This is a genomic window from Pseudomonas sp. ok272 (assembly GCF_900109995.1).
Lineage (GTDB): Bacteria > Pseudomonadota > Gammaproteobacteria > Pseudomonadales > Pseudomonadaceae > Aquipseudomonas.
On sequence record NZ_FOCB01000003.1, the window covers coordinates 220,240 to 236,939 of the forward strand.

Here is a 16,700-nt window from a genome sequence, read left to right on the forward strand (position 1 = left end):
ATAGCAGTAGGTCAGTCAACGGAGATGTTGGCTGTGTTGCCGTCTTCGCGAGCAGGCTCGCTCCCACAGGTTTGGCGCCTTAACTGACTGGCATTAAGGCTTGCCCGCGAAGGCGGTAAGCCTGACCACATCGATGTTGAATGGGCTGGCCGCTTCGCGGGCAAGCCTCGCTCCTACGGGCTCAACCCAGAGTCCTGCTCGCGATGGCGGTGACGAGCGGCATGGCTAAGACAGTTGCTCCCACAGTTTTTGGACCGAGGTACATCCACAAGCGACAGGTCGTCTGTAAGCCCATTCGCCAGCACCGATCAGCCATAAACACCCACACCCCATTCAGCACGCAATTTCCCCAAGCCCCCTCAGACCCCACCAGCTCCAGACCCGGAACCGCCTGACATCGCCCACCTCAGCCCCTCCCCTAGAGTTCCGCCTCCTGTCAAAAGAGGCTGAACTCAATGCCCGCTCAACACCAACACCGCCCTCAACTCCTGGCACTGGCCATCGCACTCGCACTGGGTTGTGCCGAATCCACCCTGGCGGACCCGCACCCGGCAACCGTAGAAACACCCCATGAACTGATCAGCCGCCTCGACGCCTTCATCGCCGACCCGGACACCGTCCAAAAAACCTACGCCAAAGGCATCAAGGCCAAGGGTGGCGTCTCCGTGCAACTGGGTGACACCAATGACCTGGTCATCGTGCAGCCCCGCGGCAGCTTCGCCGGGCTGGTCGATGGCGGCGGTGGCGACAACGTCCTGCAACTCGACTCCGCCAACGGCGGCACACTGGGCGAGACCCGCAACTTCGCCGGGCTGGAGGTCAAGCAAGGCCACTGGGCACGCAGCGGCGCCGGCGACTTCAGTACCGGAGTGCTGGTCCGCCCCCAGGCCCAACTCACCAACAACGGCAACATCAGCGGTCATGCACTGACCCAAGGCACGCTGAGCAACAACGGGGCGATTGCGAACGGTGCCCAGGTGCTCGCCGGGGGCGTGCTGACCAACCAGGGGACCATTGGCGGGGCCGTGGATGTCCTCGAAGGCGGTCGGTTCTCGGGCAGGGGCGCGGTCGATGCCCTGAACGTCCAGGGCGAACTGTCCGTCGGCAACGTGTCCGGCGCACCCACCGTCACCCGGGACTTGAAACTGTCCCCTAGCGCCGTGCTGGCCTATGCCGTCGATGCCTCCGGCAACAGCCCGACCATTGTGGTCAAAGGCACCGCCGAGCTGAACGATGCCACCCTCAAGCTGGTCACCAGCGGTGACTACCCGCAAAGCAGTCAACACACGATCCTCGAAGCCGGGAGCGTCCAGGGCACGTTTGCCAGGGTCGACAACGACCTGCCATTCATGGACCACCGCCTGCAATACGAAGAACAACGGGTGGGCCTGACCTATACCCGTAACGAAGTGCCACTGGAAAGCGCCGCCGACACCGACAACAGTCGCGAACTGGCCAAGAGCATCGAGGAACCGCAGGGCACTGCACCGCCCGCACCGATCCCGCCGGAAACACCGCCAGCGCCCCAGTCACCGGTCGAACCCAGGGCCCCCCACGCGCCAACGCCCGAGCCCAAGCCCGCTCCGGCGGCAAAGCCGACCCCCGGCTCACCGGCCACTCATGCCTCAAGGCCGGCGCCCGGCTCCCGGCCCACCCAGGCGCCAAAACCGCCAGCCGCGCCCGGACCCGACTCGGCACACCGGCTCCTCGGCGCCATGCTGACGTCCAACAAAGCCACCGCAGCCCTGGGGTTTGAACAACTGGCCGCCGAAAGCAACGCCAACCTCGCCAAGGCCACCCTCGGCAGTGTCAGCCCCGTGAACACGAGCCTGCTCTCGGCCATGCGCCAACTGAACACGCCTCACGGCCTGGGCAGCGTTAGCCGCGCACCCCGCCAGGCGGCCGCCGGCGAGACCGGTCGCGTCTGGCTCCAGGCCCTGGGCCATGCAGGCAACGTCGACCGCGACTTCGCCAGTACCCTGCAACACAACACCCAAGGCCTGGTCATGGGCATCGACTGGCGAGCGGATGACCAGTGGCGGATAGGCGTCATGGGGGGCAAATCCCAAACTCGCCTCGATGCCAAGTGGCTCGACGGCAGTCTCGACAGCTGGCACCTGGGCGCGTACGCCGTGCACCAAAGCGGCCCCATGGCGTTGCGCCTGGGCGCGACCCTCGCCAGCCACGACGGCAGCAGCACGCGCCAAGTGGCGTTCAATGGCTTCCGTGACAGTCCCAAGGGCAGCTACAGCGCCAGCACCCAGCACCTGTTTGCCGAGACGGGTTTCAACCTGGGCACGAACAACCTCACGTTCGAGCCCTTCGCCAACCTGGGTTACCAACGCTATCAGCGCGACAGCTACACCGAGAAAGGCGGGGCCGCCGCGCTGAAAGTCTACGGCCAGACCCAGGACAACCTCAGCACCACCTTCGGCCTGCGCCTGGCCAGTCTCAACACCCTGGACAACGGCCTGCAACTGACACCGCGCCTGAGTGCCGGCTGGAAACGGACCTACGGTGACCTCGAGGGCGGGACGCGCCAACGACTGGTCCAGGGAGGGAAAAGCTTCGAGGTATACGGCGCGCTACTGGACCGCGACAGCCTGTCCCTCGACCTGGGGCTCGACCTCGGGCTCTCGGCCGGTCACACGCTGGGCGTGGGCGTCACCGGTGAAATCGGTACGGACAGCCGCAGCCACGGCGTGATGGGGCAATGGCGCATGGCGTTCTGACAGACGCCACCCAGGTGGGAGCGAGATTGAATGCTCCGGCCTCTTCGTCGGCAAGCCGGTCTCGCTCCCACAAGGTCATGAGTGAGTCGCCTGAATCGCAGGCAAAAAAAGGGGAGCACATGCTCCCCCGAGGTTTAAAGCGTTGTGGTCGAAGGCCGCTGGATCAGCCTTCGATCTCGATCAGGATTTCGCCCGGGTTGACCCGGTCGCCCTTGGCCACGTGAATGGCGGTGACCTTGCCGGCGATGGCCGATTGCACTTCGGTTTCCATCTTCATTGCCTCGGTGATCAGCACGGCCTGGCCGGCTTTCACGGTGTCGCCTTCCTTGACCAGGACATCGACGATGTTGCCCGGCATGGTGGTGCTGACATGGCCCGGGGCCGTGGCTTGCTTGCGCTTGCTGCTGCCACCGCCGACGAACTCGTTGAGCGGTTCGAACACCACTTCTTCCGGCATGCCGTCGATGGACAGGTAGAAGTGCCGCTTGCCCTCGGCCTTGACGCCCACACCGGTGATGTCCACGCGGTAGGTCTCGCCGTGCACGTCGATGACGAACTCGGTCGGCACACCTTCGCCGCCAGCCGAGGTCACGCCACCGCCTTGCGGGATCGGCAACAGCGCTTCCGGGGTCAGGGTGCCGGCGTCGCGCTCTTCGAGGAACTTGCGCCCGATGTCCGGGAACATCGCATAGGTCAGCACGTCTTCTTCGGACTTGGCCAGCGCACCGATTTCACCGCGCAGCTTGGTCATCTCGGGCTTGAGCAGGTCAGCCGGACGCACGTCGATCACCTCCTCGCTGCCAATCGCCTGGCGGCGCAGTGTTTCGTCGACAACCCCTGGCGCCTTGCCATAGCCGCCTTGCAGGTACAGCTTCACTTCGTTGGTGATGGTCTTGTAGCGCTCGCCGGCCAGGACGTTGAAGAACGCCTGGGTGCCAACGATCTGCGAGGTCGGGGTGACCAGCGGCGGGAAACCGAGGTCTTCACGTACCCGCGGGATCTCGGCCAGCACTTCGCTCATGCGGTTCAGGGCGCCCTGCTCCTTGAGCTGGTTGGCCAGGTTGGAAATCATCCCGCCCGGCACCTGGTTGACCTGCACCCGCGTGTCGACGGCGGTGAACTCGCTTTCGAACTGGTGGTACTTCTTGCGCACGGCGTAGAAGTACAGGCCAATCTCTTGCAGCAGCTCCAGGTTGAGGCCGGTGTCGAACTCGCTGCCCTTGAGGGCTGCGACCATCGACTCGGTGCCCGGGTGGCTGGTGCCCCAGGCGAAGCTGGAGATCGCGGTGTCGATGTGATCGGCACCGTTCTCGATCGCCTTGAGCTGGCACATCGCGGCCAGGCCCGCGGTGTCATGGGAATGGATGAACACCGGCAGCGATTGCTCGCTCTTCAGCGCCTTGACCAGTTCGCCGGTGGCATAGGGGGTCAGCAAGCCGGCCATGTCCTTGATCGCCACCGAGTCGCAACCCATGGCTTCCATTTGCTTGGCCTGGGCCACGAAGGCCTCGATGGTGTGCACCGGGCTGGTGGTGTAGGCGATGGTGCCCTGGGCATGTTTGCCCGCCGCCTTTACCGCCTCGATGGCCACGCGCAGGTTACGCACGTCGTTCATCGCGTCGAAGATGCGGAACACGTCGATACCGTTGACCGCCGCCTTGGCCACGAACGCCTTGACCACGTCGTCGCTGTAATGGCGATAGCCCAGCAGGTTCTGGCCGCGCAGGAGCATTTGCAGGCGGGTGTTAGGCAACGCGGCGCGCAGTTTGCGCAGGCGCTCCCACGGGTCTTCCTTGAGGAAGCGCACGCAGGCATCGAAGGTCGCGCCGCCCCAGACTTCCAGCGACCAGTAGCCGACTTTGTCGAGCTTGTCGCAGATCGGCAGCATGTCATCGGTGCGCATGCGGGTGGCGAGCAGCGATTGGTGGGCGTCGCGCAGGATGGTATCGGTAACAAAGATTTTCTTGGACATTGGAATATTCCTCACAGGCCTGCGTGGGCGGCGATGGCGGCGGCGATGGCCAGGGCCAGCTCTTCGGGTTTGCGCTTGATCGAGTAGTTGGTCAGTTCAGGGTGGCTTTCGACGAAGCTGGTGTTGAACTGTCCGCTACGGAATTCCGGGTTACGCAGGATTTCCTGGTAATAGGCGGCCGTGGTCTTGACCCCTTGCAGGCGCATGTCGTCCAGGGCACGCAAGCCACGGTCCATCGCTTCTTCCCAGGTCAGCGCCCAGACCACCAGCTTCAGGCACATGGAGTCGTAATACGGTGGGATGGTGTAGCCGGTGTAGATCGCCGTGTCGGTACGCACGCCGGGGCCGCCGGGGGCGTAGTAACGGGTGATCTTGCCGAAGCTGGGCAGGAAGTTGTTCTTCGGGTCTTCGGCATTGATCCGGAACTGCAGCGCAAAACCCCGGTGGTGGATGTCTTCCTGCTTGACCGACAGCGGCAGGCCGGAGGCGATGCGAATCTGCTCGCGGACGATGTCGATACCGGTGATTTCTTCGGTGATGGTGTGCTCCACCTGCACCCGGGTGTTCATCTCCATGAAGTACACCTCGCCCTCGGCGAGCAGGAACTCCACGGTACCCGCGTTCTCGTAGCCCACCGCCTTGGCCGCACGCACCGACAAGTCGCCGATGTAGGCGCGCTGTTCCGGGGTCAGTTGCGGGCTGGGGGCGATCTCGATCAGCTTCTGGTTGCGGCGCTGGATCGAGCAGTCACGCTCGAACAGGTGCACCACATTGCCGAAGCTGTCACCGAGGATCTGCGCCTCGATGTGCTTGGGATTGACGATGCACTTTTCCAGGAACACCTCGGCCGAACCAAACGCCTTGGTGGCTTCGGAAATCACCCGGGGGAACGCTTGCTCCAGTTCTTCGCGGTTGTTGCAGCGACGAATGCCGCGCCCGCCACCACCGGAGGTGGCCTTGAGCATCACCGGGTAACCAATGCGCTCGCCTTCGGTCAGCGCCTCGGCGATGTCGGCAACGTTGCCTTCGGTGCCCGGCGTCACCGGGACGCCAGCCTTGATCATGCTGCGTCGGGCTTCGGTCTTGTCGCCCATGCGGCGGATGACTTCGGCGGACGGACCAATGAACTTGATCCCCCGTTCGGCGCAAATGTCGGCCAGTTCAGCGTTTTCCGACAGGAAGCCGTAACCGGGATGCAGCGCATCGCAGCCGGTTTCCACCGCCAGGTTCACCAGCTTGCGCGGGTTCAGGTACCCGGCCAATGGCTCGGCACCCACGCTATGCGCCTCATCGGCGCGCTTGACGTGCAACGCATGGCGATCGGCGTCGGAGTAGATCGCCACCGAACGGATGCCCATCTCGGCGCAGGCACGCACGATTCGGACGGCAATTTCACCACGGTTGGCGATCAGGATCTTTGTTATCACTTGGAATTTCCCTTGAGCCGATTGCGAGCTACGACCTGCTAGACCCAGGTCGGCGCGTGACTAAATGTTTCAAATCAGTCGCACCGCCACCCTATCTCCCTCAAGGAATTAATAAAAATCAATAATTATTGGGTTAGCCATAAGTAACGACTTATAGTTAAACACCCCTCACCCGGCCAGAGTGCTTTTAATATGCGTAAGTCATTGATGCGTATGACATTGCGTCAGCTTCGGGTGTTCAACGAAGTCTGTGACCTGCGGTCCTACAGCCGAGCAGCCGAGGAAATGTCGCTCACACAACCGGCCGTCAGCCTACAAATTCGCCAGCTTGAAGAGCTGATTGGCCAGCCGTTGTTCGAGTATGTCGGCAAAAAGCTCTACATGACCGAGGCGGCTGAAGCGTTACAGCGGGCCAGCCGGGATATTTTCGGGCGCCTGGAAAACCTCGATATGCAGCTCTCGGACATGCAGGGCTCACTGCAGGGCCAACTAAAACTGGCGGTGGAATCCAGCGCCAAATACTTTGTGCCGCACCTGTTTGCCGCCTTCAAGCGCCAGCATCCGGAAGTGAACCTGCAATTGACCGTGGCTAACCGCGGGCAAGTGATCCGGCGCCTGTCCGATAACCGCGACGACCTGGTGATCATGTCCATGGTGCCTCAGGACATGGGGCTGGAGTTCCTGCCGTTCCTCAACAACCCCATCGTCGCCGTCGCCCCGCCGGATCATCCGTTGTGCCAGATGGGCCCCCTGCGCCTACAGGACCTGGAGCCCTACACGCTGCTGCTGCGCGAGCCGGGCTCTGGCACGCGACTGGCGTGCGAAGAGTATTTCAAGGACAAGCGCGTGCACTTCAACCAGACCCAGGAGGTCTCATCGGCCGAAGCCCAGCGCGAGTGTGTGCTGGCGGGTCTGGGCGTGGCGCTGTTGACGCGCCACGCCCTGAGCCTGGAGTTGGCAACCGGCGGCTTGATCGAGTTGCCGGTTGAAGAGCTGCCGCTGTACCGCAGTTGGTGCCTGGTGCAAGCCAAAGCCAAGCGACTGTCACCCGTGGCCCATGCGTTCCTGGGCTTTATCCGCAGCGAGCGAGCGCAGATCAGCGCGCTGGCTGAGCGTTTCGACGGGGCGTTGCGGGAGCCGCCTGCCAGTAATTGAGTGCAGGCTCGCCAGGACCATCGCCAATCTCGGCCAGCAACTGGCGCTGTTCGCAGCGATCCTCGATGGCGCGGCGAAACGCCATGCGCCGCTGGTCTTCCTGTTGACGACGGGTTTTGACGACGCTGTGACGTTCTTCGTAGTGCGGGGCCATTTCATGTCTCCCAAGACGAGTACGGGAGTTTCACGATAGGCGCGGGGGATGACGGTTTGGCGGCGCGGGGATGACAGGCCTGTGAATGCTCGGAGCCCCCGCCCTGTCGACTCAGTCGTCCAGGGCTTTCACCGACTTGGGCGACAGGCGCAAGCTGCGCAGGCTGCGCTTGACGCTCTTGAGGTGGTTGACCAGGCTCGGGCCGCGCGCCATGGCCACGCCCATCGCCAGCACGTCGATCACCACCAGGTGGGCGATACGCGAGGTCAGCGGCGTGTAGATTTCAGTGTCTTCGTGCACATCGATCGCCAGGTTGACGGTCGACAGCTCGGCCAATGGCGTTTGGCTCGGGCACAGGGTGATCAGCGAGGCGCCGCTTTCGCGCACCAGGTTGGCGGTGATCAGCAAGTCCTTGGAGCGACCCGACTGGGAGATACAGATCGCCACATCCGTCGGCTTGAGGGTCACGGCCGACATGGCCTGCATGTGCGGGTCCGAGTAGGCCGCAGCCGTCAGCAGCAACCGGAAGAATTTGTGCTGGGCATCGGCCGCCACGGCGCCGGACGCACCAAAGCCGTAGAACTCGACACGCTGGGCCTGGGACATCAGCGTCACCGCCCGTTGCAACTCCACCGGGTCGAGGTTCTCGCGAACTTCCATCAGGGTGTGCAGGGTGGTGTCGAAGATCTTCAGGCTGTAGTCGGCGACCGAGTCGTCTTCATGGATCGCGAACTGGCCGAAGCTGGCGCCGGCGGCCAGGCTCTGGGCCAGCTTGAGCTTCAGGTCCTGGAACCCCGAACAACCGATGGCGCGGCAAAAGCGCACGATGGTCGGCTCACTGATACCGACGCTGTGGGCAAGGTCAGCCATGGAACTGTGCATCACCGCCGCGGGATCAAGCAGCACATGATCGGCAACCTTGAGTTCCGACTTGCGTAACAGGTGGCGAGACTGGGCGATATGTTGCAACAGGTTCAAAGGGCTGGACTCTTTGTTATGGGCAGGCGCCGGGGATGTAGCGAGCTTGTAGTTATACTACAAGAATCGGCTTTTTGCCTGCCCAATCCGTAACCGGATGCCAGTTAGCCCCCCGGTTTTGGCCGAGCAGGTGGTATGTAGCCTTTTTTTGCTGAGCGTTGCGCCTTCGCTCCGTGCCTTTTTAATAGTCCCCTGGCTGCGCCGCCCATTCCTTAGTTGAACAACGGCAAACGCCACACGGCCAACACTTATCGACAGCGCGCGGGCCGCCCCCTCAAAAACATAAATAATCCCTTCAACGCCTATCGTCGCACTTTTACATTCCGAACCAGTATGGCGCTTCATATAAAAATACCCGTGATGAATAATCGCCTCGGCAGGACGCAACTTAAACTTAACTAAGGATTAATTAAACATGACCATTGAAAGCAAAAACTGGTTCGCACAAATCAACCGTATGCCTGGCGATCTGTTCTTCCGTGCCGAAGGCACGATCACCGTGGCGACGCCCGGCGTTACCCCAGTCCTGGTCGTTAGCCCGCAGCAGGACAAGTCCTTCAACCTGAGGCTCGAGCTGGAGCTGCACACCTCTGAAGGTGTTCACTTGCAAGTGCTCACGGACAAAGTAGCCACCTACAAATCCCTGGGCGCATCCAATGTCACCGGCGTCGATATTTTCTACAAAGGTGAACACGTACACAGCATTAAAGACGTGATGATCACGCACTAATAAAAGTCTCAGCACCCCGAGATTTCCCTGCCAGTTCAATAGGCGTCACTGGCAGGTTTATATAAGTTACTTCACACGCTTGTCTCTTAATAACTGTTCAAGTTGCACGGCATCCACCGGACGACTGATCAGATAGCCTTGTACTTCATCGCAAGACTGCGCCTCTAGGAACGCCAGTTGCTCGGGTGTCTCCACCCCCTCCGCCACCACTTTGAGCGACAAGCCATGGGCCAGGGCAATGATCGCCCGGGTGATCGCCGCATCGGCACCGTCCTCGCCCACCCCGCGAATGAACGCCTGGTCGATCTTCACGTAGTCCACCGGAATGCGCTTGAGGTAGCTCAACGACGAGTAGCCAGTGCCAAAGTCATCGATGGCCAGCTTCACCCCCAGGTCACGCAGTTGCTGGAACGTCGCGATGATGTGCTCGACGCTGTCCAGTAATTGGCTTTCGGTCAGTTCCAGCTCCAGGTAGCACGGCGCCAGGCCGGTTTCTTCCAGCACCTGGCGCACCAGGCTGACGAGCTTGCCCTGGCGCAGTTGGTGCACCGATAGATTGACCGAGACCCGAATAGGCTCCAGCCCCTGGCGTTGCCACTCACACGCCTGCCAGCACGCCTGGCGCAACACGAACTCGCCAATCGGCCCGATCAAGCCGGTCTCCTCGGCCAGGCCAATGAATTCCCCCGGAGGTATCCGGCCGATGGTCGGATGGTCCCAGCGTACCAACGCTTCGGCGGCGTTCAGGCGGCCGCTGGCGAGGCAGAGCTTGGGTTGATAAAACACCGTCAACTGGTTCTCCTCGAGAGCCTTGCGCAGGTGGTTTTCCAACTGCAAGCGCTCAAGGGTGCTGGCCTGCAGGCTGTCGGTGTAGAACTGGAAGTTGTTCCCACCCAAGTGCTTGGCGTGCTGCATGGCCATGTTCGACTGGCTGATCAGTGCCGACATTTCCCGCGCGTTGTCGGGCAGCATGCTGATGCCCATCGACGCACTGACCACCAGTTCATGCCCCTCGATCGTCAATGGCAGCCGCAGCTTGGCCAGCAATCGGGTCGCGACCCGCGCCAGGCTGGACAGGCTGCCGTAGGCGTCGAACAGCACGGCAAACTCATCGCCGGACAAGCGGGCAATGGTGTCCGCCTCCGGCAACGCGCTGACCAGGCGACGCGCCATTTTCTGCAGCAGTTGGTCAGCCACCTCATGCCCCAGGCTATCGTTGAGCAGCTTGAAGCGGTCCAGATTGATGTGCAGCAGCGCCAGGCTGCGACTGCCCTGGCGCACGCGCTGATGGGCCTCACGCAAGCGCTCGCGGAACAGTGAGCGGTTGGCCAACCCGGTGAGTTCGTCGTTATGGGTCAGGTAGCGCATGCGCTCTTCGGACTCACGCCGGGCCGAAAGATCGGCGAAGAAGCCCACGATATGGCTGACGTTGCCCCGCGTATCGCGCACCGCACTCAGTTGCAACCATTGCGGATAGAGCTCGCCGTTCTTGCGCGCCTCCACCAACTCGCCCTGCCAACTGCCATGCTGTTCCAAGGCGTGGTGGATGGCCCCGTAATGGCGCTTGGCGTCCCGGCTGCACGGCAACTCGACCACGTTGCGCCCCAGCAAATCCTCGGTCGAGTAACCGGACACCCGATTGAATGCCTGGTTGACCGCGATCACCGCGTAGTCCGGGTCAAAGATCAAGATGCCTTCGCTGGCCGCCTCGAACACGGTGGCCGCCAGTTGCCGTTGTTGTTCCTGGTTCTTGCTGGCACTGATGTCGCGCCGGGTGCCGACCATGCGCAGGACCCGTCCGCTGGCGCTGCGTTCCACGGCTCGGCCACGGTCTTCGATCCACACCCAATGACCATCGCCGTGACGCACGCGGTATTCGATTTGATAGTCGTCGGTGCGGCCCTTCAGGTGCTCCACCAGCGCCCGGCGCAGCGACGGCACGTCTTGGGGATGCAGGCGCGGCTTGAGGTGGCTGAGCATCGCGGTGATGAACGCCGGTTCAAGGCCAAACAACTCCTTGAGCTGGGTGTGATGCACTTCGTCTGTTTGCAGGTCCCAGTCCCACAGCCCCAACTCACTGGCGTTCAAGGCCAGCGCCAGGCGCGCTTCACTCTTGCTCAGGGCGCGATTGGCGGCGTCCCGTTCCTGGCTGCGTTGGGCCACACGGCTTTCGAGCCCGACCTGGGCCTCACGCAGTTCTTCTTCGGCCTGCCGACGCTGCTCGATTTCCCTGGCCAATGCCTGGTTGAGTTGATCGCTGCGCCGTTGTGCCTGTTGCAGGTGCTCGATCAGCGCCTGATTCTGGAAGCGCCGCAGCAACCCTCGCGAAATCAAGCGATTGACCTGCCACGCGACCACGCTCAAGGCGCCCAGGAGTATCAACCCCAGCCAGCCCCAGCCTTGCTGCTGTTCGTTGTCGCCCCAGAACAGATAGCCGATGGCGGGCAGCAAGCACGGCAAGGTAAAGGACAGGAACGCCGGCAGGCTCACGGCATAGGCGACGCTGGCCGACAGCGTCGCAGCGCCGATCAGGCCAAACACCCAGGCTTGTTGCAGGAAGTTGTCGCCCGGCACCAGGGCGATCCCCGCAGCGGCCAGGGTCAGCCCGCTAAAGGCCGAGCCCAGCAAGAACATGCGCCGCCAGGCCGGCTGTGCCTGACGACTGGGCATGGCCGAGTCGAAAGCGGCGACCTGGATCACCCGCAATGCCACCAATGACAGCAGCCAGACCAACCAGACACTCACCAGCCCGTAGTGCTGGGGGCTCCAGAGCAACCCGGCGCACACCAGGCCATTGATCAACATCAGCAGCGTGGGCAGCAGCGAGCCCTGATAGAGCAGGCGCGTACGCTCGACGGCCATTTCCATGGCGTATTGCTCGCGGATAACCTGTGGTTCCACAAGGGGCCCTGGCAGGTGGGTGCTGAGGGTCATAGGCAATGTTCTTATTCTTATTAGAAGTGGGCGTGCAAACCCAAGCGTCGACGGAGCATACACAAGCCATTGCCCGGACCAAACTGCTCCAGATCACAAAAACGCCGAAACAAATGCCCCTCGATTGCCCCGCGAAAACCCCGAAGGCACGGGCCACGAGGGCTGGCGATGAGTGACCGGTCGGTCGCCCTTTTTGATTCTTTTGTCGGTTAATCCAACGCTCGGTTTGCCCGGTGTGGCCCAGCACCCTAGAATGCCCCGATGCGCGATGATCTCTCTCTTTTGCTGAACTCCCTCAACGATGCCCAACGCCAGGCCGTAGCTGCCTCCGTGGGTCGTCAGTTGGTCCTGGCCGGGGCTGGCTCCGGTAAAACCCGTGTGCTGGTGCACCGTATCGCCTGGTTGATCCAGGTCGAGAACGCGTCCCCGCACTCGATCCTGTCGGTGACCTTCACCAACAAGGCCGCTGCCGAGATGCGTCATCGCATCGAGCAGTTGATGGGTATCAACCCGGCCGGCATGTGGGTCGGCACCTTCCACGGCCTGGCGCACCGCTTGTTGCGGGCGCACTGGCAGGAAGCCGGCCTGAGCCAGACCTTCCAGATCCTCGACAGCGACGACCAGCAGCGGCTGGTCAAGCGGGTGATCCGCGAGCTGGGCCTGGACGAGCAACGCTGGCCCGCCCGCCAGGCCCAGTGGTTCATCAACGGCCAGAAGGACGAAGGCCTGCGCCCGCAACACATCCAGGCCAGCGGTGACCTGTTCCTGGGCACCATGCGCAGCATCTATGAAGCCTACGAGGCGGCCTGCCTGCGCGCCGGCGTCATCGATTTCTCCGAACTGCTGCTGCGCGCCCTCGACCTGTGGCGTGACCACCCGGGCCTGCTGGCGCACTACCAGAAACGTTTCCGGCACATTCTGGTGGACGAGTTCCAGGACACCAACGCCGTGCAGTACGCCTGGTTGCGCCTGCTGGCCAAAGGCGGCGACAGCCTGATGGTGGTCGGCGACGACGACCAGTCGATCTACGGCTGGCGCGGGGCGAAAATCGAGAACATCTATCAGTATTCCGACGACTTCCCGGATGCCCAGACCATCCGCCTGGAGCAGAACTATCGCTCCACCGCCGGCATCCTCAAGGCGGCGAACGCCCTGATTGCCAACAACACCGGGCGCATGGGCAAAGAGCTGTGGACCGATGGCGGCGAAGGCGAAGCCATCAACCTGTACGCCGCGTTCAACGAACACGATGAAGCGCGCTACGTTGTCGAAACCATCGAAAGCGCGCTGAAAACCGGCCTGGCGCGCAGCGATATCGCGATTTTGTACCGCTCCAACGCCCAATCGCGCGTTCTGGAAGAAGCCTTGCTGCGCGAGCGCATTCCGTACCGCATCTATGGCGGCCAGCGCTTCTTCGAACGCGCTGAAATCAAGAACGCCATGGCTTACCTGCGCCTGCTCGAAGGCCGTGGCAATGACGCGGCCCTGGAGCGGGTGATCAACGTCCCGGCCCGTGGCATTGGCGAGAAGACCGTCGAGGCGATCCGCGACCACGCCCGCCACAGCGATGTGTCGATGTGGGAAGCCATGCGCCTGTTGATCGCCAATAAAGGCCTCACTGGGCGCGCCGCCGGTGCCCTGGGTGGCTTTATCGAACTGATCGAGAACCTGGCGGCGAAAACCGCCGAGATGCCGCTGCACCTGATGACCCAGACCGTCATCGAACAGTCGGGCCTGATCGCCTATCACGAAGCGGAAAAAGGCGAGAAAGGCCAGGCCCGGGTAGAAAACCTTGAGGAACTGGTCAGCGCCGCCCGTAACTTCGAGAACAACGAAGAAGACGAAGACCTGACGCCACTGGCCGCCTTCCTCGGCCATGCCTCGCTGGAAGCCGGCGACACCCAGGCCGACGAGCACGAAGACAGCATCCAGTTGATGACCTTGCACAGTGCCAAGGGCCTGGAGTTTCCCTACGTGTTCCTGGTGGGCATGGAAGAAGGCTTGTTCCCGCACAAGATGAGCCTGGAAGAGCCCGGGCGCCTGGAAGAAGAACGCCGCCTGGCTTATGTCGGCATCACCCGCGCCATGCAAAACCTGGTGATGACCTACGCTGAAACCCGACGCTTGTACGGCAGCGAGACCTACAACAAGGTTTCACGCTTCGTACGCGAGGTGCCCAAAGGCCTGATTCAGGAAGTGCGGCTGTCCAATAGCGTCAGCCGTCCGTTCAACGGGGCCAACAAGCAGAGCACCAGCAGCATGTTCGCCGGTACCGAGATCCCGGAGACGGCGTTCAGCCTCGGCCAGCAAGTGCAACATGCGGTGTTCGGCGAAGGGGTGATCCTCAACTTCGAAGGCTCCGGGGCGCAGGCCCGGGTGCAGGTGAACTTCAGCGAAGGCAGCAAGTGGTTGATGCTGGGGTACGCCAAGCTGGAGGCGGTCTAGACCTTACGCAAGTCCACTGTGGGAGCGAGCCTGCTCGCGATCGCGGTGTGTCAGGCAACATTGATCGTGAATGTGCCGACGTATTCGCGAGCGGGCTCGCTCCCACGGGTTTGGCGTTCATCATCAGGACAGAACTCATGAGCTCAGGCTTCTTTTCCTCTTGGACATTCTGGGCCCTGCTGTCGGCCGTGTTCGCCGCCCTGACCGCGATTTTCGCCAAGGTCGGCATCGAGAACGTCAACTCCGACTTCGCCACCTTGCTGCGCACCGTGGTGGTATTGGTCAGCCTGGCCTTGATTTTGTACGCCACGGGCCAATATCAAGCATTGGGATCGATTTCCCCCAAGAGTTACCTGTTCCTGCTGCTCTCGGGGCTGGCCACCGGCGCATCGTGGATCTGCTACTTCCGGGCACTGAAGCTCGGGCCGGCGTCGCTGGTAGCGCCCGTGGACAAGCTCAGCGTGGTGCTGGTGGCGGTACTCGGCGTGATCCTGCTGGGCGAGAAGCTCGACCTGCGCCAATGGGGCGGGATTGGCTTGATCACGGCAGGCGTGGTCATGTTGGCGCTGCGCCGCTAGGCGATTTTCCTACTGAGCCCATCCACTCGCCTTACTGACAAATGTACATACGCCGCTTGTGCCGACCGAGCTGAATCTAGCCTGTCAGGCAAAAGCCCGAAACATATCGCCGCTAGCCTATGCCAGTTCACCTGTGCAACATGGCGCGCGTGCCATCCACAAATGGGAATTCCCTTTATGAAACGTTTTCTTAGCATCGCCATGGCGTTGTGCATCGGCCTGACGATGAGCCTTGACGCCAACGCCAAACGCTTTGGTGGCGGCAAGAGCTCCGGCGCTGCGCCGTCTCACCAGACCAGCCAAATGGCGCCTTCTTCTCCAGGCATGGGCGGCGCTGCTGCGACCGCTGGTGCTGCCGGTGCCGCGGGCGCGGCTGCCAAGGCCGGTGGCGCTTCGCGCTGGCTCGGCCCTCTGGCCGGTATCGCGGCCGGTGGCCTGCTGGCCTCCATGTTCATGGGCGGCGGTTTCCAGGGCATGCAGATCTTCGACATCCTGATCATGGCGGTCATCGCGTTTGTGATCTTCCGCTTCATCGCCGCCCGTCGCCGCAAGCAGCAGGAGCACCTGGCACCTGCCGGCGCGCCGATGCAGCGTGAAGTGTTCGAGCAAAAGCCGGCCATGGGCTCCATCTTCGGTGGCTCGGCGGCATCGGCCGCCGCCCGTCCGGTGATCAATGCACCGGCCTGGTTCAACGAAGAGCGCTTCGTTGAAGCTGCGCGTAGCCACTTCCAGTCCCTGCAGCAACACTGGGACGCCAACGAAATGGACAAGATCGCCGAGTTCGTGACCCCGCAACTGCTGGAGTTCCTCAAGCGCGAGCGTGCCGAGCTGGGTGATGCCTTCCAGTCCACCTATATCGACAACCTCACCGTTCAACTGGATGGCGTGGATGATCGCGCAGACAAGACCATCGCCACCCTGACCTTCAGCGGTGTGTCGAAGACCTCGCGTTTCGACCAGGGCGAAGTGTTCAGCGAAAGCTGGAACATGGAACGTCCGCAAGGCGAGAACCAGCCTTGGCTGGTGGCCGGTATCCGCCAGAACGGCTGATCCTTGCGCGTTTGCATGCAGTCATAAAAACCCCGGACTTGTCCGGGGTTTTCTATTTCGCGGTTACATCCATAGCGAGCTACTGTATAAACCGCCTCCTATTAACCGCGCCATCAGCACGAGGATCCCGGCCGTGGAAGAAATCATCGAACAACTGCGTGAAGCCAACGAACCGGTACCGGTACCCTTGGAGCTACCTGACGAAGACCAACTGGTGGAAATCGAGGAACAACTGTTCATCGATATCCCATTCGTCTTCAGAGAATTCCTGCTGACCGTCAGTGATGTCGTCTACGGCAGCCTGGAGCCGGTGACCGTCACCGACCCGCAATCGCACACTTACCTGCCGGACGTTGCCGCCAACGCGTGGGACGCAGGCGTGGAGCGCAGCCTGATCCCGATCTGCCAGGACGGTGATGACTATTACTGCGTAGAAGAAGACGGCACCGTGGTGCTCTGGCAGGCCGAAGACGAGTTGATTGCCGAAGAAACCTGGGAATCGGTGTGGCACTGGGCGCGGGACGTCTGGCTGGAAAGCTGATCAC

Annotated in this window: 12 protein-coding genes; 7 read left to right on the forward strand and 5 right to left on the reverse strand. The window is 62.2% G+C overall.

What is annotated here, in order from left to right:
* Nucleotides 1-455 precede the first annotated feature (455 nt).
* The gene (locus tag BMW74_RS06640) at nt 456-2,732 is read left to right on the forward strand and encodes an autotransporter outer membrane beta-barrel domain-containing protein (RefSeq protein ID WP_093415390.1); all 2,277 of its coding nucleotides are present in this window, start codon (nt 456-458) and stop codon (nt 2,730-2,732) included.
* Nucleotides 2,733-2,895: 163 nt separating this feature from the next.
* Here the strand turns inward: BMW74_RS06640 and oadA are convergent, their stop codons facing one another.
* Both oadA and BMW74_RS06650 read right to left on the reverse strand, forming a co-directional pair.
* On the reverse strand, nt 2,896-4,704 hold the full coding sequence (oadA, locus tag BMW74_RS06645; protein ID WP_093415393.1) for a sodium-extruding oxaloacetate decarboxylase subunit alpha: 1,809 nt from the start codon (nt 4,702-4,704) through the stop codon (nt 2,896-2,898).
* 11 nt (nt 4,705-4,715) lie between these two features.
* On the reverse strand, nt 4,716-6,131 hold the full coding sequence (locus BMW74_RS06650) for an acetyl-CoA carboxylase biotin carboxylase subunit (protein WP_093415396.1): 1,416 nt from the start codon (nt 6,129-6,131) through the stop codon (nt 4,716-4,718).
* Nucleotides 6,132-6,323: 192 nt separating this feature from the next.
* Here BMW74_RS06650 and BMW74_RS06655 point away from each other — a divergent pair, with 192 nt between their 5' ends.
* A complete protein-coding gene (locus tag BMW74_RS06655) occupies nt 6,324-7,286 on the forward strand; it encodes a LysR family transcriptional regulator (protein ID WP_093415399.1) in 963 nt (320 codons plus the stop codon).
* Here the strand turns inward: BMW74_RS06655 and BMW74_RS06660 are convergent.
* Together BMW74_RS06660 and hexR are read right to left on the reverse strand one after the other, a co-directional pair.
* Nucleotides 7,228-7,440 (reverse strand): PA3496 family putative envelope integrity protein, encoded by a 213-nt coding sequence (locus BMW74_RS06660; protein WP_093415401.1) that lies wholly within the window; start codon nt 7,438-7,440, stop codon nt 7,228-7,230. The genes BMW74_RS06655 and BMW74_RS06660 overlap by 59 nt on opposite strands.
* 111 nt (nt 7,441-7,551) lie before the next feature.
* Nucleotides 7,552-8,418, reverse strand: coding sequence for a transcriptional regulator HexR (gene hexR, locus BMW74_RS06665; RefSeq protein ID WP_093415404.1), 867 nt, complete (start codon nt 8,416-8,418; stop codon nt 7,552-7,554).
* A gap of 415 nt (nt 8,419-8,833) precedes the next feature.
* Here hexR and BMW74_RS06670 point away from each other — a divergent pair, with 415 nt between their 5' ends.
* Nucleotides 8,834-9,148, forward strand: a complete 315-nt coding sequence (locus BMW74_RS06670; RefSeq protein WP_093415407.1) for a hypothetical protein — start codon at nt 8,834-8,836, stop codon at nt 9,146-9,148.
* Between the two features lie 66 nt (nt 9,149-9,214).
* Here the strand turns inward: BMW74_RS06670 and BMW74_RS06675 are convergent, their stop codons facing one another.
* Nucleotides 9,215-12,082: a putative bifunctional diguanylate cyclase/phosphodiesterase gene (locus BMW74_RS06675; RefSeq protein ID WP_093415410.1), complete on the reverse strand. Its 2,868-nt coding sequence runs from the start codon at nt 12,080-12,082 to the stop codon at nt 9,215-9,217.
* Nucleotides 12,083-12,343: 261 nt separating this feature from the next.
* Between BMW74_RS06675 and uvrD the strand changes: the two genes are divergently transcribed.
* The 4 genes from uvrD to BMW74_RS06695 all read left to right on the forward strand — a co-directional run bounded on the left by uvrD (nt 12,344) and on the right by BMW74_RS06695 (nt 16,696).
* Nucleotides 12,344-14,527: a DNA helicase II gene (gene uvrD, locus BMW74_RS06680; RefSeq protein WP_093415413.1), complete on the forward strand. Its 2,184-nt coding sequence runs from the start codon at nt 12,344-12,346 to the stop codon at nt 14,525-14,527.
* 137 nt (nt 14,528-14,664) lie between these two features.
* A complete protein-coding gene (locus tag BMW74_RS06685) occupies nt 14,665-15,105 on the forward strand; it encodes an EamA family transporter (RefSeq protein WP_093415416.1) in 441 nt (146 codons plus the stop codon).
* 177 nt (nt 15,106-15,282) lie between these two features.
* A complete protein-coding gene (locus BMW74_RS06690; RefSeq protein WP_093415420.1) occupies nt 15,283-16,155 on the forward strand; it encodes a Tim44 domain-containing protein in 873 nt (290 codons plus the stop codon).
* A gap of 133 nt (nt 16,156-16,288) precedes the next feature.
* Nucleotides 16,289-16,696, forward strand: coding sequence for an SMI1/KNR4 family protein (locus tag BMW74_RS06695; RefSeq protein WP_093415423.1), 408 nt, complete (start codon nt 16,289-16,291; stop codon nt 16,694-16,696).
* Nucleotides 16,697-16,700 lie beyond the last annotated feature (4 nt).